At 50.9% G+C, this 20,466-nt stretch carries 16 protein-coding genes; 13 read left to right on the forward strand and 3 right to left on the reverse strand.

The window, feature by feature from the left end; genetic code table 11:
- The first annotated feature begins 447 nt into the window (after positions 1 to 447).
- From trxB to infA, 5 genes are all read left to right on the forward strand, one after another.
- Positions 448 to 1,413 (forward strand): thioredoxin-disulfide reductase, encoded by a 966-nt coding sequence (gene trxB / locus DES37_RS08400; protein WP_170123748.1) that lies wholly within the window; start codon positions 448 to 450, stop codon positions 1,411 to 1,413.
- Between the two features lie 114 nt (positions 1,414 to 1,527).
- The gene (gene cydD, locus DES37_RS08405) at positions 1,528 to 3,291 is read left to right on the forward strand and encodes a heme ABC transporter permease/ATP-binding protein CydD (protein WP_110025511.1); all 1,764 of its coding nucleotides are present in this window, start codon (positions 1,528 to 1,530) and stop codon (positions 3,289 to 3,291) included.
- Positions 3,291 to 5,009, forward strand: coding sequence for a heme ABC transporter ATP-binding protein/permease CydC (gene cydC, locus DES37_RS08410; protein ID WP_110025512.1), 1,719 nt, complete (start codon positions 3,291 to 3,293; stop codon positions 5,007 to 5,009). The genes cydD and cydC overlap by 1 nt, the downstream gene beginning before the upstream one ends.
- A 206-nt stretch (positions 5,010 to 5,215) precedes the next feature.
- Positions 5,216 to 5,941: a leucyl/phenylalanyl-tRNA--protein transferase gene (gene aat / locus DES37_RS08415; protein ID WP_110025513.1), complete on the forward strand. Its 726-nt coding sequence runs from the start codon at positions 5,216 to 5,218 to the stop codon at positions 5,939 to 5,941.
- A gap of 270 nt (positions 5,942 to 6,211) precedes the next feature.
- Complete coding sequence (gene infA, locus DES37_RS08420) at positions 6,212 to 6,430, forward strand: translation initiation factor IF-1 (protein WP_001040187.1); 219 nt, start codon at positions 6,212 to 6,214, stop codon at positions 6,428 to 6,430.
- Between the two features lie 291 nt (positions 6,431 to 6,721).
- Here infA and clpA read toward each other — a convergent pair whose 3' ends face one another.
- Positions 6,722 to 9,001 (reverse strand): ATP-dependent Clp protease ATP-binding subunit ClpA, encoded by a 2,280-nt coding sequence (clpA, locus tag DES37_RS08425; RefSeq protein ID WP_036107704.1) that lies wholly within the window; start codon positions 8,999 to 9,001, stop codon positions 6,722 to 6,724.
- A 28-nt stretch (positions 9,002 to 9,029) separates the two neighbouring features.
- Entirely contained in the window at positions 9,030 to 9,350 is a 321-nt protein-coding gene (gene clpS, locus DES37_RS08430; RefSeq protein ID WP_036107701.1) for an ATP-dependent Clp protease adapter ClpS, read from the reverse strand.
- 323 nt (positions 9,351 to 9,673) lie between these two features.
- On the opposite strand from clpS, the gene cspD reads away from it, so the two are divergent.
- Positions 9,674 to 9,895, forward strand: coding sequence for a cold shock-like protein CspD (gene cspD / locus DES37_RS08435; protein ID WP_036107699.1), 222 nt, complete (start codon positions 9,674 to 9,676; stop codon positions 9,893 to 9,895).
- Between the two features lie 264 nt (positions 9,896 to 10,159).
- Here the strand turns inward: cspD and DES37_RS08440 are convergent, their stop codons facing one another.
- Positions 10,160 to 11,818, reverse strand: a complete 1,659-nt coding sequence (locus tag DES37_RS08440) for an ATP-dependent nuclease (protein WP_110025514.1) — start codon at positions 11,816 to 11,818, stop codon at positions 10,160 to 10,162.
- Between the two features lie 406 nt (positions 11,819 to 12,224).
- Here DES37_RS08440 and aqpZ point away from each other — a divergent pair, with 406 nt between their 5' ends.
- The 7 genes from aqpZ (at position 12,225) to DES37_RS08475 (ending at position 20,456) form a co-directional block, all read left to right on the forward strand.
- A complete protein-coding gene (gene aqpZ / locus DES37_RS08445; RefSeq protein ID WP_110025515.1) occupies positions 12,225 to 12,920 on the forward strand; it encodes an aquaporin Z in 696 nt (231 codons plus the stop codon).
- A gap of 185 nt (positions 12,921 to 13,105) precedes the next feature.
- Positions 13,106 to 14,005: a LysO family transporter gene (locus DES37_RS08450; RefSeq protein ID WP_036107695.1), complete on the forward strand. Its 900-nt coding sequence runs from the start codon at positions 13,106 to 13,108 to the stop codon at positions 14,003 to 14,005.
- Between the two features lie 142 nt (positions 14,006 to 14,147).
- Positions 14,148 to 15,800, forward strand: a complete 1,653-nt coding sequence (gene hcp, locus DES37_RS08455; RefSeq protein ID WP_110025516.1) for a hydroxylamine reductase — start codon at positions 14,148 to 14,150, stop codon at positions 15,798 to 15,800.
- 20 nt (positions 15,801 to 15,820) lie between these two features.
- A complete protein-coding gene (gene hcr, locus DES37_RS08460) occupies positions 15,821 to 16,792 on the forward strand; it encodes an NADH oxidoreductase (protein WP_110025517.1) in 972 nt (323 codons plus the stop codon).
- A gap of 112 nt (positions 16,793 to 16,904) precedes the next feature.
- A complete protein-coding gene (gene ltaE, locus DES37_RS08465; protein ID WP_110025518.1) occupies positions 16,905 to 17,906 on the forward strand; it encodes a low-specificity L-threonine aldolase in 1,002 nt (333 codons plus the stop codon).
- Complete coding sequence (locus DES37_RS08470; protein WP_110025519.1) at positions 17,906 to 19,360, forward strand: DUF2867 domain-containing protein; 1,455 nt, start codon at positions 17,906 to 17,908, stop codon at positions 19,358 to 19,360. Before ltaE ends, DES37_RS08470 begins: the two co-directional genes overlap by 1 nt.
- Positions 19,361 to 19,445: 85 nt before the next feature.
- The gene (locus tag DES37_RS08475) at positions 19,446 to 20,456 is read left to right on the forward strand and encodes an NAD-dependent epimerase/dehydratase family protein (RefSeq protein WP_110025520.1); all 1,011 of its coding nucleotides are present in this window, start codon (positions 19,446 to 19,448) and stop codon (positions 20,454 to 20,456) included.
- Positions 20,457 to 20,466 lie beyond the last annotated feature (10 nt).

A 20,466-nucleotide genomic window follows, 5' to 3' on the forward strand; every position in this document is an offset into this window, starting at 1 on the left:
CCCCTTTACGTCACTGTTCGAGGATTCGATTGAGAAGACCGCTTGCCCGAAAGCCACCATCGATATCCCACATGGCGTCTGTCCACACCATGGGAGGATGTCAATCGCACGGTAAATGCATAACTTTTCATACAGAACAGACATTCCACATAACAAGTATGCTTTTCTTCAACAAATGTTTTCGCAAAAGCCCAGCGTATTGTCAAAGTAAAACATCATTTTTTAGTGAAACGTGCCAGATTATAGTTGCCAGAGGTGATAATTCGTCATCTTTGTGTCTGTATAACACCATTTTTTTGTCTGTTATTTATTCATTTTGGCGAATTTCGCGCGATCCATAGGTTTCATCTATTAGACATTTCGTTAACAACTTCGCTGCACTCTTTTTTTAGCGTGACAAATTTCCTACAATCTCCCTCACTGTCTGCCAACAACAATGGGGATCTCATGGGCACGGCTAAACATAGCAAACTTCTTATTCTGGGCTCCGGTCCCGCCGGTTATACAGCCGCCGTCTACGCTGCGCGCGCTAACCTGAACCCGGTGTTAATTACTGGAATGGAAAAAGGTGGTCAATTGACGACCACAACTGAAGTCGAAAACTGGCCGGGCGATCCGAACGACCTGACAGGTCCGCTGTTGATGGAGCGTATGCACGAGCATGCGACCAAGTTTAATACTGAAATTATTTTCGACCATATCAGCCGCGTTGACTTGTCTCAGCGGCCTTTCCTGCTGGTCGGTGACAGCGGCGAATACACCTGTGATGCGCTGATTATCGCAACTGGCGCTTCTGCCCGTTACCTTGGCCTGCCTTCAGAGGAAGCATTTAAAGGCCGGGGGGTTTCTGCCTGTGCAACTTGTGACGGTTTCTTCTACCGCAACCAAAAAGTTGCCGTCGTCGGTGGGGGTAATACTGCTGTTGAAGAAGCGCTGTATCTGTCTAACATCGCTTCTGAAGTACACCTTATCCACCGCCGCGACACATTCCGCGCGGAAAAAATCCTGATTAACCGCCTGATGGATAAAGTGGCAAACGGCAATATTGTGCTGCACACCAACCGCACCCTTGAAGAAGTAACGGGCGACCAAATGGGCGTTAGCGGTTTGCGTCTTGCCAGCACTCTGCCTGAAGGTGAAGTAGAAAACCTCGAAGTAGCGGGCCTGTTTGTCGCAATTGGCCACTCGCCTAATACCGCCATTTTTGCAGACCAGCTTGAACTGGAAAATGGTTATATCAAAGTACAGTCAGGGATTAACGGCAACGCAACGCAAACCAGCGTACCCGGTGTCTTTGCTGCTGGCGATGTCATGGACCACATCTACCGCCAGGCTATCACTTCCGCGGGTACTGGCTGCATGGCCGCACTTGATGCAGAACGGTATTTGGACGGGTTGTCTGAAACAAAGTAATTGATCCAAACACATAAGGCGACTGAATAGGTCGCCTTTCTTTTCTGCGCGTTGTAACATTGCCACGCCTCGCCGCCTGTCGGCGCACTTAATCAACCCGGCAAACCGAACGCAATGAATAAAACCCGTCAACAAGAACTGACTCTCTGGCTGAAAAAGCAAAGCATTCTCTCACGTCGCTGGCTCAGCATTTCCCGTGTCCTCGGTACGTTAAGTGGCATCCTGATTATCGCTCAGGCCTGGTTACTGGCATCGCTGCTTAACCAGATGATAATGGCGAAGATCCCCCGGGAAGCCCTGTTGCTCTCTTTCGCATTACTGATTCTGGTGTTCATTCTACGTGCCTGGGTTGTCTGGTTGCGTGAGAAAGCGGGTTTCCATGCCGGGCAACATATTCGCCAGCATATCCGTAAACAGGCACTTGAGCGCCTGCAACAAGCCGGTCCGGCCTGGATTCAGGGCAAACCCGCAGGCGCATGGGCAACACTGGTTCTTGAACAAATAGAAGATATGCAGGACTTCTATGCGCGGTATTTACCACAGATGTCACTTGCCGCCATTGTGCCGTTGTTAATTGTGATTACGCTGTTCCCGGTCAACTGGGCCGCTGCACTGATTCTGCTGTGTACTGCGCCACTCATTCCATTATTTATGGCGATGGTAGGTATGGGGGCCGCAGATGCCAACCGGCGTAACTTTCTGGCGCTGGCTCGCCTGAGCGCGCATTTCCTCGACAGGCTAAGAGGGATGGAGACGCTGCGTATATTTAACCGTGGCGAAGCAGAAATTAAAGCGATGGGTGAAGTATCACGCGATTTTCGCCAACGAACCATGGAAGTGTTACGCCTGGCGTTCCTCTCTTCCGGGGTACTGGAGTTTTTCGCGTCACTGTCTATCGCACTGGTTGCGGTGTATTTTGGCTTTTCCTATTTGGGTGAATTCAATTTCGGCCATTACGGTACCGGTATTACCCTGTTTGCCGGTTTCCTGGCACTGATTATGGCTCCCGAATTCTTCCAGCCATTACGTGATTTGGGCACCTTTTACCACGCTAAAGCTCAGGCAATTGGCGCTGCAGACAGTTTGAAAACCTTCATGGAAGCACCGCTGCAATACCCGCAACAAGGTACACAGCAACTGGAAGATGGGCCAGTTACTCTGGAAGCTAAAGACCTGGTTATCCTTTCCAATGAAGGGCATACCCTTGCCGGGCCACTCTCTTTCACTATTAATCCAGGTGAGCGTATTGCCCTGGTTGGCGTGAGTGGTGCAGGTAAGAGCTCCCTGGTTAATTTGCTTTCCGGTTTCCTCGCTTATGAAGGTTCGCTTACCGTCAACGGTGCCGAGTTCCGCGAAATTGACCTTACCACCTGGCGCCATCTTCTGAGTTGGGTTGGGCAAAACCCGCTCCTGCCAGCAGACACTCTGCGAGACAACATTCTGCTTGGCGCGCCACAAGCCAGTGAAGAACAATTCACCGATGCCATGCAACGTGCCTGGGTACATGAGTTTATCGGCCAGTTACCGAATGGTGTTGATACACGCACTGGCGACGGAGCATCACGCTTATCTGTCGGCCAGGCACAACGTGTTGCCGTTGCACGAGCACTGATACAACCCTGCCGCTTATTGTTGCTGGATGAACCCGCAGCCAGCCTGGATGCGCAAAGCGAGCAGCGTGTTATGCAGGCGCTCAACGATGCAGCCTTACAGCAAAGTACACTGATGGTGACTCACCAGCTTGGTAATATAAAAAACTGGGATCAAATCTGGGTTATGCAGGATGGCAGAATCGTTCAGCAAGGCAATTTCTCTGAATTAAGTAGTAAAACCGGCCCGTTTGCTGATTTGCTGCAACATCGTCAGGAGGCTATCTGATGAAAGCTTTACTCCCCTGGCTGGCTCTGTGGAAACGCCATAAGTGGCTGATGCTGTTGGGTGTTATCCTGGCCATTATCACCCTGCTTGCCAGTATCGGGTTGTTAACTCTGTCTGGCTGGTTCCTTTCTGCATCTGCTGTAGTCGGCACCGCGGGTCTGTATAGTTTTAACTATATGTTGCCTGCCGCAGGTGTTCGTGCCGCAGCCATTCTTCGTACCGCAGGGCGTTATTTCGAACGGCTGGTCAGCCATGAAGCGACATTTCGCGTACTTGAACATCTTCGCGTATTCACGTTTAGCAAATTGCTCCCCCTCTCGCCTGCCGGGTTACAACAATTTCGCCAGGGTGACGTTCTTAACCGCGTTGTGGCAGATGTGGACACACTGGATCACCTTTACCTGCGGGTTATTTCACCACTGATTGGTGCGCTGGTTGTTATTTTAGTGGTCACTTACGGGCTGAGCTGGCTTGATCTTCATCTGGCACTGACACTGGGTGGCATCATGTTGTTAACCCTGCTGATTATGCCCCCCACATTTTACCGGGCCGGTAAGCAAAATGGTGAGCAACTGACTGCCCTGCGCAGCCTTTATCGCCAGCGCCTCACAACCTGGGTGCAGTCTCAGGCTGAGCTCAGCCTGTTTGGCGCCAATGCCCGTTACCGTGAAGAACTGGATGAAACAGAATATGCATGGCACGAAGCACAGCGCCGCCAGGCCGGGCTGACAGCATTATCTCAGGCGCTGATGTTACTTGCCGGTGCGGTGGCTGTCGTCGTGATGTTATGGCTGGCCGCTGGTGGTGTGGGTGGTGATACATCGCCCGGTGCACTCATTGCCTTGTTTGTTTTCTGTGCGTTAGCCGCTTTTGAGGCACTGGCACCAGTAACAGGTGCGTTTCAACACCTTGGGCAGGTGACCGCATCTGCCGTGCGCATCGGCCAACTTACTGAACAACAGCCAGTGGTAAACTTCAACGCAGCCAGCGTTACACAACCCGCTCAGGGTGAGCTGTTGATTAACCAGGTGAGCTTCAGCTACCCGGGCCAGCACCAGCAAGCCCTTACTGATATTTCGCTGCAAATCAGCCCCGGGGAGCGTATTGCTTTATTAGGGCAAACTGGCTGCGGCAAATCGACTTTGCTGCAAATTCTCACGCGCGCCTGGGATCCACAGCGTGGCGAAATCCATATTGGCAATACACAACTCTGCCATCTGGGTGAAGCGGCACTACGTGCATCCATGAGTGCTGTTCCCCAACGTATTCACTTATTCAGTGCCACTTTGCGCGATAATTTACTGCTGGCGTCACCTGGAGCCAGTGACCAGCAAATCAGCGCGGTTCTGGAGCAGGTTGCGTTGCAAAAATTACTGGAAGGTGAAGGCCTTAACCAGTGGCTGGGCGAAGGTGGCCGCCAACTCTCCGGTGGTGAATTACGCCGTATCGGTCTGGCCCGCGCGCTGTTGCATGATGCTCCCATTTTATTGCTCGATGAGCCAACAGAAGGGCTTGATGCACAGACAGAACACCATATACTCGACTTGATTCACCGTGTTACTCAGGGCAAAACCGTATTGATGGTGACACACCGGCTCAGTGGGCTGGGGCGCTTTGACAAAATAATTGTGATGGACAATGGGCACATTATTGAGCAAGGTACTCACGCTGAGTTGCTGGCGCAAATGGGGCGCTATGCACAGTTTTGCCAACGGTGAAACATCACCGGTAACTGTTCACTATCTGCATGCTACCGGTGAAGATTCTGGCTGTATCAGCCGATAATCATTGGTGCGTATTGCTGTTTATACGCACATGGTGACGATGACAGGCTCTTATTCACTATTTCGCCGCAGGCAGCGCCAGGCAGAAGAGTGAATATGCGTGTTTCTTTGCAACTTTTTGTCGTGTGGAGTCCGGTTGTATGCGCCTTGTGCAACTTTCTCGTCACTCTATCGCTTTCCCTTCGCCAGAGGCTGCGTTGCGCGAGCCAAATGGTTTGCTGGCATTAGGGGGAGACCTTAGCCCGTCACGGTTAATGATGGCCTACCAGCGCGGTATTTTCCCCTGGTATTCGCCGGGAGACCCTATTCTCTGGTGGTCGCCGGATCCCCGTGCGGTGCTCTACCCTACCCTGTTTCATATCAGCAAAAGTATGCGGCGCTTCCATCAGCGTTCCCCTTTTCGCGTCACACTGAATTATTGTTTTGAACAGGTGATTACCGGTTGTGCTGATGACCGTGATGAAGGCACATGGATTACGCCTGACGTGAAAAGTGCCTGGATACGCTTGCATGAGTTAGGGCATGCCCATTCGATTGAAGTATGGCAGGGTGAACAACTGGTTGGCGGGATTTATGGTGTAACACAGGGAAGGTTATTCTGTGGTGAATCCATGTTCAGCCGCCAGGAAAATGCCTCTAAAACTGCGCTGCTGGTGTTTTGCGATTATTTCTCCCGCCAGGGAGGAGAATTAATAGACTGTCAGGTTATCAACCCTCACACCCAGTCTCTTGGCGCGGTGGAAATTCCCCGTCGTACTTATCTTGATGAACTGGAACGCTTGCGTAAACAGCCGTTGTCCCATTTATGCTGGGTTCCCCAGGTTATATTTAGCGGACCTTGCTGGAAACCTTCCCCGGTTGAATAATGTGTTACGCATATTTTTATTGAGGGTGGTATAATCATCGCCGCTCAGATTTCGGCACCACCTTTTCACCGTTGAGGAATTGCCTTTCAGGTACCCCGCGCGTATTCCATTTGTGTTTTTGCCAGATGATGGGGACAGCTTTGCTGGGCCTGGGCGAGCACGTGACAAAGTGGCGTAATGGAACAATAAACACGAAATCTTTACATGATACGAGAACTTCGGCATTATCTTGCCGGTTCAAAACTATGGTAGTGATACCCCGAGGATTAGATGGCCAAAGAAGACAATATCGAAATGCAGGGCACCGTTCTGGAAACGTTGCCGAATACCATGTTCCGCGTTGAGCTGGAAAACGGTCACGTTGTAACTGCTCACATCTCCGGTAAAATGCGCAAAAACTATATCCGCATTCTGACAGGCGACAAAGTTACCGTTGAGCTGACCCCGTACGACCTGAGCAAAGGCCGCATTGTCTTCCGTAGTCGTTAAGTGATTTTTTATCATCGCATCTGCGGTGTGTATTTTACACAACATAAAGGCCAGTGAGCTGGCTTTTATGTTCGATGAAAGATCTCTGGTACAGCGATTGCGGTTCACCAGATTTTGCAGCTTGTCGCTCAATTGAGGTTACCCGTAAAGACCTCCCCTCCCGCGTACTGAAAATCATTATCTGGTGTACCTAAGCTGCGCCAGGTCTTAATCTCATGAAAAAGGCCAGGTATTAACCTGGCCTTTTGTCTGGGGCTTATTCACTGATACAGGCGGTTATTCTCAACCCTGTCAGTGAGCAGCTTCAGGCTTGTGTTTTTGAGCGCTCTGAAAATCGTACGTCAGATTGTCTTTCGCCGTATCCAGTTCCACAGTTACCTGCCCGCCATCCACCAGTGAACCAAACAGCAATTCATTCGCCAGTGGTTTCTTCAGGTTATCCTGAATCACACGAGACATAGGACGTGCACCCATCGCACGGTCATAGCCTTTATCTGCCAGCCAGTTGCGAGCATCCTGGCTCACTTCAAGTGACACACCTTTCGCATCCAGTTGAACCTGCAATTCCACAATGAATTTCTCGACAACCTGGTGAATCACATCTGTGGAGAGGTGATTGAACCAGATGATGTTATCAAGGCGGTTGCGGAATTCCGGCGTAAACACTTTCTTGATCTCTTCCTGAGCATCGATGCTGTTATCCTGCTGAATAAGCCCGATGGATTTACGTTCCGTTTCACGGACACCGGCGTTAGTCGTCATAACCAGTACTACGTTACGGAAATCGGCTTTACGACCGTTGTTATCTGTCAGCGTACCGTTATCCATCACCTGCAATAACAGGTTAAACACGTCCGGATGCGCTTTTTCGATTTCATCGAGCAGCACAACCGCATGAGGATGTTTAATGACCGCATCAGTCAGTAACCCACCCTGGTCGAAGCCGACATAACCTGGAGGCGCACCAATCAGGCGGCTGACCGTATGGCGTTCCATGTATTCGGACATATCGAACCGGAGTAACTCAATGCCCATGGCTTTTGCCAGTTGCACGGTGACTTCCGTTTTACCTACCCCGGTAGGGCCAGCAAACAAGAACGACCCAACGGGCTTATGCTCATGACCAAGCCCGGCGCGGCTCATCTTAATTGCTTCGGTTAATGCCTCAATGGCTTTATCCTGGCCGAAGACCAGCATCTTCAGACGGTCGCCAAGATTTTTCAGCGTATCACGGTCACTGGCAGAAACGGTTTTTTCCGGAATACGTGCAATGCGCGCGACAACAGACTCAATATCACTCACATTGACCGTTTTCTTACGACGGCTAACCGGCATCAGGCGGCTACGCGCACCCGCTTCGTCAATGACATCAATGGCTTTGTCTGGCAAATGCCGGTCGTTGATATATTTAACTGACAGTTCCACCGCAGCACGTACCGCTTTCGCTGTGTAACGGACATCATGGTGGGCTTCGTATTTGCTCTTCAGCCCGTTAAGGATCTGAACGGTTTCTTCCACACTCGGTTCAGTAATATCGATTTTCTGGAAACGACGCGCTAACGCACGATCTTTTTCGAAAATATTACTGAACTCCTGATAAGTGGTGGAGCCTATTACCCGAATCTTGCCGCTCGACAGCAACGGTTTAATCAGGTTAGCGGCATCCACCTGGCCACCAGATGCCGCACCGGCACCAATGATGGTATGAATTTCGTCAATAAACAGGATGCTGTTGGTATCCTGTTCAAGTTGTTTAAGCAGTGATTTAAAGCGTTTTTCGAAATCACCACGGTATTTGGTGCCGGCTAACAGTGAACCGATGTCCAGCGAGTAGATTGTGCAGTCGGCCATAACTTCCGGCACATCGCCTTTCACAATGCGCCAGGCAAGCCCTTCGGCAATCGCCGTTTTACCCACGCCTGATTCACCCACCAGCAGCGGGTTATTCTTACGACGGCGGCACAGTACCTGAATTGCCCGCTCCAGTTCTTTATCGCGGCCAATCAGCGGATCTATCCCGCCAACACGGGCAAGCTGATTTAAGTTGGTGGTGAAGTTTTCCATACGATCCTCCCCGCCTGCCTGCTCTTCATTGACTGGATTTTCTGCACCACCGGAAGGTGCACTTCCTGACTCGTCTTTACGCGTGCCGTGTGAAATAAAATTCACCACATCCAGGCGGCTGACTTCGTGCTTACGCAGCAAATACGCTGCCTGCGACTCCTGCTCGCTGAAAATTGCCACCAGCACATTCGCACCAGTAACCTCACTGCGGCCAGAAGACTGAACATGGAAAACAGCCCGTTGCAACACACGTTGAAAACTCAGCGTAGGCTGTGTATCACGCTCTTCTTCTGTCGCGGGCAGAACCGGTGTGGTTTGTTCGATGAAGGACTCAAGTTCCTGTCTCAGTGTTGCCAGATCTACCGTGCAAGCTTCCAGCGCCTCGCGGGCTGAAGGATTGCTGAGCAGAGCCAGTAACAGATGCTCGACAGTCATAAACTCATGTCGGTGCTCACGCGCTCTGGCGAAAGCCATGTTTAAACTGAGTTCCAGTTCTTGGTTGAGCATAGGCACCCCCCTCAATAGATTGCCTTAATCAGGCTTTTTCCAGCGTACAAAGCAACGGATGCTCGTTCTCCCTTGCATATTTGTTCACCATTGAAACTTTGGTCTCCGCTACTTCGGCAGTAAAAACACCGCAGATAGCTTTTCCCCGATAGTGAACAGTAAGCATCAGTTGCGTTGCGCGTTCTACATCATAAGAAAAGAACTTTTGCAGCACGTCAATAACAAATTCCATCGGCGTGTAATCATCATTCATCAGAATGACCTTGTACATGGATGGTGGTTTTAAAGCATCGTCCAGTTTATCTGTCGCAAGTTGTTCAAAATCAAACCAGGAGTTCGTCTTTCCCATCGCCAGTCTTCATCATTTCAGGTTAGCAGACCGCAAAAAATAACCAGCCTTGAGTTTCATAAAACACATACTGAATCTAACTCAGATGCAAGATAAGTATCAGCTATTAGTGCCATTCGCGACTTCGCTCACAATTATGCAAATAGCGTTAACTGCTTCAAATTTTAGCGCATTTCTCACGTTTCCGGCAGCCAGATCTCTTGACGCTGTGCGTGATTTATCTAAATTGTACTGTCGTGCATTGGTGGTGTTTTAACCAGCAAAAAGTGCACTTACCGGCAGTTCCATCTCTACTTAAATAAAAAGCTAAAGGATGTCGAAGCATGGAAACGGGTACAGTTAAATGGTTCAACAATGCCAAAGGGTTCGGTTTTATTTGCCCGGAAGGCGGCGGCGAGGACATCTTCGCCCACTACTCTACAATACAGATGGACGGTTACCGAACTCTCAAGGCTGGGCAGGTCGTCAGGTTCGATGTACATCAGGGCCCTAAAGGCAACCATGCAAGTGTTATCGTTCCTGTTGAAGCTGAACCAGTCACTTAATGTTTCATTCTCATTGTGAACATACCTCTGTCAAAATGCCAGTCACCTTGTCTGGCATTTTTCTTGATTTTTAAACCAAACTTGCGGTTTCTCGCCCGGCATGCGATTCCCCATTCTGGCTACATGGGGGCACACACACCAAATTCAAACCATTTTGTTCAAAACTTATTCACCGGCCTTACACAAAGTATCGGCAGCAAGAAACATCCCTTGATACCGATTATGTGATGCACCCCAAGTCCGGGTAATAAAAATCTGATGCTGTTAATCAGCACGCCCACGCGCAAGCCAGATAACCCGCGAAAACATTTTTTTGAATAATGGGGGAATGGCTTCCAGCCCCCGTTGCGCCGAAACAGCCGCGATTTCAATTGCCAGGTCAGGTTTTGAAGAACGATGAATCGCTTTAGTAATTATACGCCGGGCATTCATCGGTATATTTTCCGGCAACTGTGCAACGCGATGAAAAACATCATCGAACCCTTCCCGGTACATAAAATGTTCCATATCGGGTGCAGGTAGCGGTGTCAGATGATCCCGCTCCAGCTCACGGTTATGTTCCAGTAAACTACGCACTGTGGCGGCATATTTCTTCCCGGCTTCATCACCATCTACCAGCACATGCCACTCAATCCCCATGCGTCGGGCAAAACGAATCAAGGGCTTCAGCCCACACTGCGCAAATTCAATAACCCGCACCCCTTCTGCATCAAAATGGTAGCCACACTGACGAGCCAGCTCGTTCATCATCCAGACTTCGGTTTCCCCTTCCACCAGCAACCAGCAACGGGCAAATAACGAAGAGGCCCGGTTGAACCGGATATGGAATGCAATGCGGCGGCTGTCCTCGGCATTCAGCCCTCCCGGCCCCAGACGCCATGACGACACACGGGATGACTCACGCACCAGGCGGCATACTTCGCTAACCGGGGTTAATGAGAGCAGTTCACCCGAATTAGTGGTGGTGATACGTTGTAATGGCAACAAATTAAGCAACTGCCAGGCGACCGACAGCATGATGGGATGCAAACGAGTTTCCGGGTCTTCCACCAGCAACAGTGGCCGGGCATCCCGGTGGAGATGAACTGCGCCTTTCGCCTGCAACAGCGTGGCAAACATGCCGAGCAGAATCATACGATGATTGCGGCCACCAGGCCGGTCAATCAATTGGTTAATGACATCCAGGTAACGCCAGCTGCGTTGCTCATCATAAGAACGTTTACGCATCAGGCGGTATTGCCCGTTGTCATCACTCTGCTCAGAAAAATAATGTTCCAGTAGCTGCACCATAGCGGAAAGCCCCTGGCGCAGTTGGTTATTAGTAAGGTTCTGCGGGCGCCGTACCAATTCTTTTGCCAGCAAATCCAATTGCTGGGCGGTCATTTCTGTTTCTACCGGCTGAGCCAGTTTTTCGCTGCGCCGACGCCGCAAAAAACGCGCATCCCGCAAGCGCAGGACCGGGTTCAGGCGGCAAATCTGTTCCGCGAGGTGATTAATATTACCTAAACCAAGAGGCTGCCCATGTTGATCAAGAAATGAACGGAGTGTAATGACGCTGTCATCATCCGCCAACGCACCTTCAAGCCGATAAAAAATACGCCGATGCTCATCCCCGCTTTCAGTCCACAGTGGCTCCAGGCAACGGTAACGCCGCCCAAGATAATGCCCGGGAGCTGTTTCTCGAAAGGTCAGAATGATATGCAGATGATGCTCCCGGCCAGCAACATCGCCAGGAGGAAAGTAAAAGTCATCTTTCACAAAGTGGTAGAGTTTCTGGCCCGGAGCAAGTAATAAAGTCAGGGCGTCAAGCAGGCTGGACTTACCCCAGGCATTCTCGCCAATCAGAACATTGTTTTGCTCAAGCGTTAACGACAAACGGTTGATACCACGAAACCCGACTATCTCGACACGTTCAAGCAGCATAGCCACTCCTGTTTGCTTCTGGCGATGCACAACGCAACGCATTGTTTTCTCAGTATAGCGGGGCAAGAAATCAGAAGACATGCCTGAACTCTCAACCGGGGTAAAAACCGGTAAATAATCGCGTGTATCTGTTCACCCTGGTAGCAGTAATAAAGTAATTTAACAGAAATCACCCATAAGTAAGAATTTTCCACCACCTTAGTAAAAATCATCTACACTTTTTTTGTTCGTGATAATATCCACAAAAAGTGAATGAGTTACATATCAATTCACCAGCCTGTTTCTGGTGCGACTGGTATTTCTATTAATGCGCCATCATTTTATTTGCATGGTAACGCATGGCTTTTTCTTAATTTAAATCCGTATTTTAAATACAAAATTTATCTATATTTTTAACGAGGTGAATATGGCCAGAAAATTAGCAGCAGAATTTTTTGGGACATTCTGGTTGGTCTTCGGTGGTTGTGGTAGTGCAATCTTTGCAGCGGCTTATCCAGAATTAGGTATTGGTTTTGTGGGCGTGGCTCTGGCATTTGGATTAACAGTTTTAACCATGGCTTTTGCTGTTGGGCATATTTCTGGCGGGCACTTCAACCCGGCGGTAACTCTGGGGTTGTGGGCAGGTGGGCGCTTCCCGGCCAAAGATGTCGTTGGTTATATTGTCGCCCAGGTCATCGGCGGGATTGTTGCCGCGGCTATTCTGTATTTAATTGCCAGTGGCAAAGCAGGTTTTGACGCAGCAGCCAGCGGGTTTGCTTCAAATGGCTATGGTGAACATTCACCAGACCATTATTCCATGGCCTCCGCGATTATTATTGAAATTGTCCTGACTTGCGGTTTCTTGTTAGTTATTCACGGCGCAACAGATAAAGCCGCACCAGCAGGCTTTGCTCCTATTGCCATTGGCCTGGCACTAACACTGATTCATTTAATTAGCATTCCGGTAACTAATACATCGGTTAACCCGGCCCGTAGCACTGCCGTAGCTATTTTCCAGGGAGGCTGGGCATTACAACAACTGTGGCTTTTCTGGGTTATGCCAATTATCGGCGGTATTCTGGGTGGCATTATTTACCGTACTTTATTAGAGAAACGCCAGTAATTACCCGTAAGTGAGATGCTTTATTATACAGTTGTTACATTTTCCTGCCTTTATGCCCGGTTCAGCCGGGCTTTTTTACGCCTGCTGAGATTACTGTCTTAACAACTATTTATCATTCTTTACTCACTGCCTTTTTTTCGCTAGTGTGACATCTCTTGTTATTTCTCTCATGGATGTCTTCTTAAATGCTTGCGGGACTGCTTATCATTCTTCTGCCCCTTATTCTGGGATATCTGTTACCGTTCAAGAGCCGTTCTGCGCTGAAACTCATCAACCGGATGTTAAGCTGGATTGTGTATATCATTCTGTTTTTCATGGGGATCAGTCTGGCATTTTTGGATAACCTGGGTAGCAACCTGGTAGCAATTTTCCACTATGCCGCTGTCAGCGTTTTTGTCATTCTCACCCTGAATATTGGTGCACTGTGGTTGCTGGAATCACTGCGCCCATGGCGCCACCAGCATCAACAAGAAGCGCTGCCATCGCGCCTTGCCATGGCACTGGAATCACTCAAACTCTGCGGCGTGGTTGTTGCCGGTTTTGTGCTTGGCCTGAGCGGGCTGAGCCTGCTACGCCATGCTACACAAGCCAGTGAGTACACCTTAATATTTTTGCTGTTTCTGATTGGTATTCAGTTACGTAACAGCAGCATGACACTAAAACAGATTGTCCTGAACCGGCGGGGCATGATGGTCAGTGGCGTGGTGATAGCCAGCTCATTGTGCGGCGGAGTGATTAATGCATTTTTACTTGGCCTGCCCCTTAAGGCCGGGCTGGCCATGTCTTCCGGGTTTGGCTGGTATTCGTTGTCAGGCATTTTAATGACTGAGTCCTGGGGGCCGGTCATTGGTAGTGCTGCGTTCTTTAATGATCTTGCCCGCGAGTTGATAGCTATCATGCTGATTCCCGGTCTGATTCGCCGCAGCCGCTCCACCGCGCTGGGTATTTGCGGCGCAACCTCCATGGATTTCACTCTGCCAGTTTTGCAACGCAGTGGCGGAATAGAGATTGTACCGCCCGCCATTGTGCACGGATTCGTACTGAGCCTGTTAGTTCCTGTATTGATGGCTTTCTTTGCCCATTAATCCGGTTTTTGGCGGTAGCATTGCCGCCAAAAATTGCGGTAAATCAAACTAATCTGAAGTTATATTTAAAATACCTTTTCACCAGCACATCCTGATCCTACCCTTAAACATGTATTTAAAATATAACTTTAAGGGTTCAACTATGTTTTGTGTGCAATGTGAACAAACAATGCGGACGCCAGCTGGTAACGGTTGCGCATGGGCTCAAGGGGTTTGTGGGAAAACAGCCCAGACATCTGATTTACAGGATCTGCTGATTGCCTGCCTGCAAGGGCTTTCACTATGGGCGACAGAAGCCCGCGCCAGAGGTATCACCGATAACGACACAGACAGTTTCGCTCCACGTGCATTTTTCGCCACGCTGACCAATGTCAACTTTGATTCCCCCCGTATTGTGGGCTATGCCCGTGAAGCTATTGCACACCGGGAAAGCCTGCGCCAGCGCTGCCTGGCAGTCTCTCCTGACCTGGTGGTAACACACCCAATGGCTGACATTACCCTTACCAGCGATGACCTGGGGGAACTCCAGCGCCAGGCCGCACAGTTTGCCCCCAACCATGACAAAACCGAAATTGGTGAAGATATTCTCGGTCTGCGCCTGTTGTGCCTGTACGGGCTTAAAGGTGCCGCAGCCTATATGGAGCATGCGCGAGTACTGGGGCAGCAAGACGACGATATCTATGCTCGCTACCATAAAATTATGGCGTGGCTGGGCACCTGGCCTGCTGATATGTCTGCACTGCTGGAGTGTGCGATGGAAATCGGCCAGATGAACTTTGCAATCATGCAAATGCTGGATACCGGTGAGACCACGGCATACGGGCACCCAACCCCGACTCAGGTAAACGTCAAACCCGTCGCCGGTAAATGTATTTTAATTTCCGGGCATGACCTGCGTGACCTGCAGAATTTGTTGCAACAGACACAAGGCACAGGCATCAAGATTTACACCCACGGTGAAATGCTGCCAGCTCATGGGTACCCGGAACTGCGTAAATACAGCCACCTGGTAGGGAACTACGGCAGTGGCTGGCAAAACCAACAAAGCGAATTCGCCCGCTTTCCTGGCCCCATCGTAATGACATCCAACTGCATTATTGATCCTGTGCGTGAAGCCTATGATGACCGGATCTGGACTCGCAGCATTGTTGGCTGGCCTGGCGTTAAACACCTGGAAGGTGATGATTTCGCACCAGTGATTGCTCAGGCACAACAGATGCAGGGCTTCCCGTACAGTGAAATTGAACACTTAATTACTGTCGGCTTTGGCCGCCAGACATTACTGGGAGCAGCAGATACATTAATTGATATGGTCAGCCGGGGCGTGTTGCGCCATGTATTCCTGGTTGGCGGTTGCGATGGTGCCCGTGGAGAGAGAAGCTACTTTACTGATTTCGCAACTCAGGTGCCGGAAGATTGCGTAGTGCTGACTCTGGCCTGTGGTAAATACCGCTTTAACAAGCTGGATTTTGGTACGCTGGAAGGTCTGCCACGCCTGATTGACGCAGGGCAGTGTAACGATGCCTATTCCGCAATTATGCTGGCAGTCACTCTGGCTGAAAAACTGGGCTGTGGTGTAAATGACTTGCCACTCAGTCTGGTGCTTTCCTGGTTTGAACAAAAAGCCATTGTGATACTCCTGACACTGCTATCACTGGGGGTGACCAACATTGTCACAGGCCCAACAGCGCCTGCATTCCTGACCCCTAACCTGCTTTCTGTCCTGAACGAAAAATTTGGACTACGCCAAATCACTTCCGTTGAGCAGGATATGCAGCAGTTACTTGGTGCATAAAGGCATAAGGAGCAAGGCTGATGACGATACCCAATCCACGTTGCCCGCACCGTATGCAGGTACATCACATTATTCAGGAGACGCCAGATGTATATACGCTGGCACTCATTTGCCATGATTTTTACCCCTATAAGCCGGGGCAATACGCTCTGGTGAGTATTGGTAACAGCCCGGACACAGTGCGTGCCTACAGCCTGTCATCCACACCGGGAATCAGCCCATTTTTGTCACTGACCATCCGCCGTATTGAAAATGGCACCGGGTCACAGTGGCTGACCCGTGAGGTTCATATTGGTGATGAACTGTGGCTGTCAGAAGCTCTGGGGGAATTCACCTGTGCAGATAAACCGGCTCATCACTGGTTACTGGTCGCGGGTGGTTGTGGCGTAACGCCTGTTATGTCGATGTACCGCTGGCTACAGGCTAAACGCCCGGGCGATGATGTTCAGGTGATTTACTGTGCCCGTTCCGAGCAAGATATTATCTTTGCCCGGGAATGGGAAACCCGCCCGGCCACTCTGGTTGTGGAACAGGGCGCGCGAGCAGGCATGTTAAGTGGGCGGCTTACCGCTGAGGTGGTGAACAGTATACCCAATGTAGCCGGGCGTACCGTAATGACCTGTGGCCCGGCGCCTTTTATGGCACAAGTGGAAACCCTGGCACGGGAAGCCGGAGCAACAGAAATACACAAAGAGGTGTTTTTTGTTCCTCCGGTTAACCAGGCTGGCAGTGGTAAGTTAACTTTCACAACCCACTCGCCACTTAAGAACTTTCAGGCTCTCGCAGGCCTGAGTTTGCTGGAAGTGCTGGAACAAAACCAGGTCGCGGTGAACAGTGCCTGCCGGGCGGGTGTATGTGGTTGTTGTAAAACACGCATTACCAAAGGTAAATACCAGGTCAGCAGCACCGCAACCCTGACAGCGCAAGAGATTGCCGAAGGTTATGTGCTGGCCTGTGCCTGCCAGCCACAAAGTGACCTTGAACTGGCCTGATTCACTGGCAATGAGCAGGAAAAAGCTATTGTTGCCAGGTTGTTAGTAGTAGCACAAACCGGGCGGTTCCGGTAAAACAGAGGCTTCTCTTCGCAAAAACTAAGGAAGCCTCGTGATTGATTTACGCAGCGACACCGTAACCCGCCCCAGTTTTGCTATGCGCGAAGCCATGATGAATGCCCCGGTTGGGGACGATGTCTATGGTGATGACCCAACAGTCAATGCGCTGCAGAATTATGCAGCGCAGTTGTGCAACAAAGAAGCTGCGCTGTTTTTGCCAACGGGTACGCAGGCAAACCTGGTTGCACTACTCAGTCACTGTGAACGCGGAGAAGAGTATATTGTGGGCCAGGGCGCCCATAATTACTTATACGAAGCCGGTGGAGCCGCTGTGTTGGGCAGTATTCAGCCCCAACCAATAGATGCCGCACCTGATGGCACATTACCACTGGATAAGGTGGCCGCGAAAATCAAACCAGACGATGTGCATTTTGCCCGCACCCGCCTGCTCAGCCTGGAAAACACCCATAATGGCAAAGTGCTGCCCGTAGATTATCTCGCCAGCGCCTGGTCCTTCACCCGTGAACACGGGCTTGCCCTGCATATTGATGGGGCACGTATTCTCAATGCCGCCGTCGCCAGCCAGTGTGAGCTGAGTGAACTCACCCAATATTGCGACTCGCTGACTATTTGCCTGTCAAAGGGCCTTGGCGCACCCGCAGGCTCGCTTCTGGTAGGTAGCAAATCTTATATCTCACGTGCATTACGCTGGCGCAAAATGTGCGGCGGAGGCATGCGCCAGGTGGGTATCCTTGCCGCAGCCGGGCTGTATGCACTCAAAAACAATGTTGCACGCCTGCAGGATGACCACGATAACGCCGCCTGGCTGGCGCAGCAATTGCGTGACTGTGGTGCAGATGTCACTCGCCAGGACACCAATATGCTGTTTGTACGCGTACCCCAGGATAAAGTTCAGGCACTGAGTGAATACTTCTCCCGCAAAGAAATCTTGCTTAATGCTGCACCGGTAACCCGCATTGTCACACACCTTGATGTCGACCGTGAGGCGTTACAGAGCGTGGTTGAACACTGGCGTGCGTTTTTCCACAACTGATGGCTCAAAGCGCATTACGTATTCTGGTTTTGGGGGCCAGTGGCTATATCGGCCAGCGTCTGGTTCCCCGCCTGGTGAATGAGGGGCACCAGGTTGTTGCGGCAGCCCGCAATGTTAGCTGGCTGGAAGACCAGCATTGGGAAAATGTGCAATGCCGCCAGGTCGATCTCCTTGATAGTGGCAGCCTGGAACCACTGCTAAACCAGTGTGACATTGTCTACTACCTGGTTCACAGCATGGGTGATGGCGCGGATTTTATTGAGCGAGAAGCCCGTTGCGCCCGCCACCTGCGTGATGGTCTGAAGCAATACCCGGTTCGTCACCTGGTTTTTCTCAGCGCATTGCAATCCCGGGAACCCAGTGCCCGTTCCGGCCATATGCTTGCCCGTTACCAGACAGCACAAATTCTGGCTGAATCTGGCGTGCCGCTCACCGAGTTGCGGGCGGGTATTATTGTCGGTGCCGGCTCAGCGGCGTTCGAAGTCATGCGCGATATGGTTTACAACCTCCCGCTGCTGACTCCGCCACGCTGGGTGCGTTCGCGCACCAGCCCCATCGCCCTTGATGACTTGCTCTATTACCTGGCGCAATTTGCATTTTACTCCCCCAAAGACCACCAGGTTTTCGAAGCAGCAGGCCCGGATGTGCTCTCTTATCAGGAACAATTTCACCGTTTTATGGCTATCAGTGGCGTTCACCGCCCACTGGTTGCCATCCCTCTTCCGGTACGCTGGATCTCCGTGTGGTTTTTGCACCTGATAACCTCAGTGCCCCCTGCCACCGCTCAGGCACTGATTCAGGGAATAGCTCATGACCTGCTCCCGGATGCCAGCCAGTTGCAACAACTATTCCCGCGTAAGCTCACCACTTTTGATGACGCCGTGCGTAAGACGCTGGAAGAAGAACAACACCTTGCACACCCCAGTGACTGGGGGTTTGATGAACATGCCCATGCCCGCTGGCAACCTGAATATGGCTATTTCCCCAAACAGGCAGGCCACACCCAGAACACCACGGCTTCAACAGCCGCTTTATGGCAGGTGATAAACCAGGTAGGGGGGAAAGAAGGCTTTTTCTTCGCAGGCCCACTGTGGGCGACACGCGCCCTGTTAGACCGGTTATTGGGCCACCGGTTACCCAAAGGCCGCCCCAACAGGCTCTGGTTGCAAAAAGGCGATAAGGTGGATAGCTGGAAAGTGCTGATAGCAGACCCGGAGAAACAGTTAAGTTTATTATTTGGCATGAAAGCACCGGGGCTCGGTCGCTTGTGTTTTACCCTGCGGGATAAGGGAGATTCCCGGGAAGTGGATATTCGTGCCTGGTGGCATCCTCATGGCTTCTCAGGGTTACTTTACTGGTTGGTGATGTTCCCCGCACATTTGTTTATTTTTCGTGGCATGGTCAGACGAGTAATCCAGTTGGCTGAACAATCTGGTAAAAAAACCTCGGATTAACCTGTTTTCTTACCTGTCGCCCATTGCATGTACGCGCTTTTCACGGAAAAATGCGCACGTCATTTCAAAAGAAAGCTGAGTTTACATGAAGGTACTGATCACAGGTGCAACCAGTGGCCTGGGCAGAAATGCGGTGGAATACCTGCGCCACAAAGGTGTCAGTGTGCGTGCCACAGGAACCAACGCAGCCATGGGGCAACTGCTGGAAAAACTGGGCGCAGAATTTATCCATGCCAACCTGACAGACCTCGTCTCTTCGCAGGCAAAAGCCATGCTTGCGGGGGTCGATACTCTGTGGCATTGCTCCAGTTTCACCTCTCCCTGGGGAACCCAGGATGCTTTTGATCTGGCGAATGTCCGGGCGACCCGTCGCCTGGGTGAGTGGGCTGTAGCCTGGGGCGTGCGGAATTTTGTCCATATCTCCTCACCTTCACTCTATTTCGATTACCACCACCACCATAACGTACACGAAGATTTTCGCCCTGTGCGCTATGCCAACGAGTTTGCCCGCAGTAAAGCAGCAGCAGAAGATGTCATTCATCACCTTGCGCAATCCAACCCGCAAACCCGCTTTACTGTTTTACGCCCACAAAGCCTGTTCGGGCCCCATGACACAGTCTTTTTCCCGCGGTTGGTACAAATGATGCGCCACTATGGCAGTATTTTACTGCCGCGCGGAGGCGATGCACTGGTGGATATGACTTACCAGGAAAACGCGGTACATGCCATGTGGCTGGCAAGCAGTGAAGCCTGCGACAAGCTGCCATCCGGGCGGGCATACAATATTACGAACCAGGAAGCTCGCCCATTACGGTTAATAGTGCAACGCCTGATTGATGAACTGGGTATAAAGTGCCGCATTCGTTCAGTGCCTTACCCCATGCTGGATATGTTTGCCCGCGGTATGGAACGTTTTGGCAATAAAGCATCGCGTGAACCCGCGCTCACGCACTACGGCGTATCCAAACTCAATTTTGATTTCACACTGGATACACAGCGGGCGGAAACAGAACTGGGGTACCAGCCGGTTATTTCTCTTGATGAAGGCATCCACCTGACTGCAGAGTGGTTAAAAGACCATGGGCGGTTGCGTTAACGTTTTTTTG

The sequence above is a fragment of the Mangrovibacter plantisponsor genome, from assembly GCF_003182475.1.
GTDB lineage: Bacteria > Pseudomonadota > Gammaproteobacteria > Enterobacterales > Enterobacteriaceae > Mangrovibacter > Mangrovibacter plantisponsor.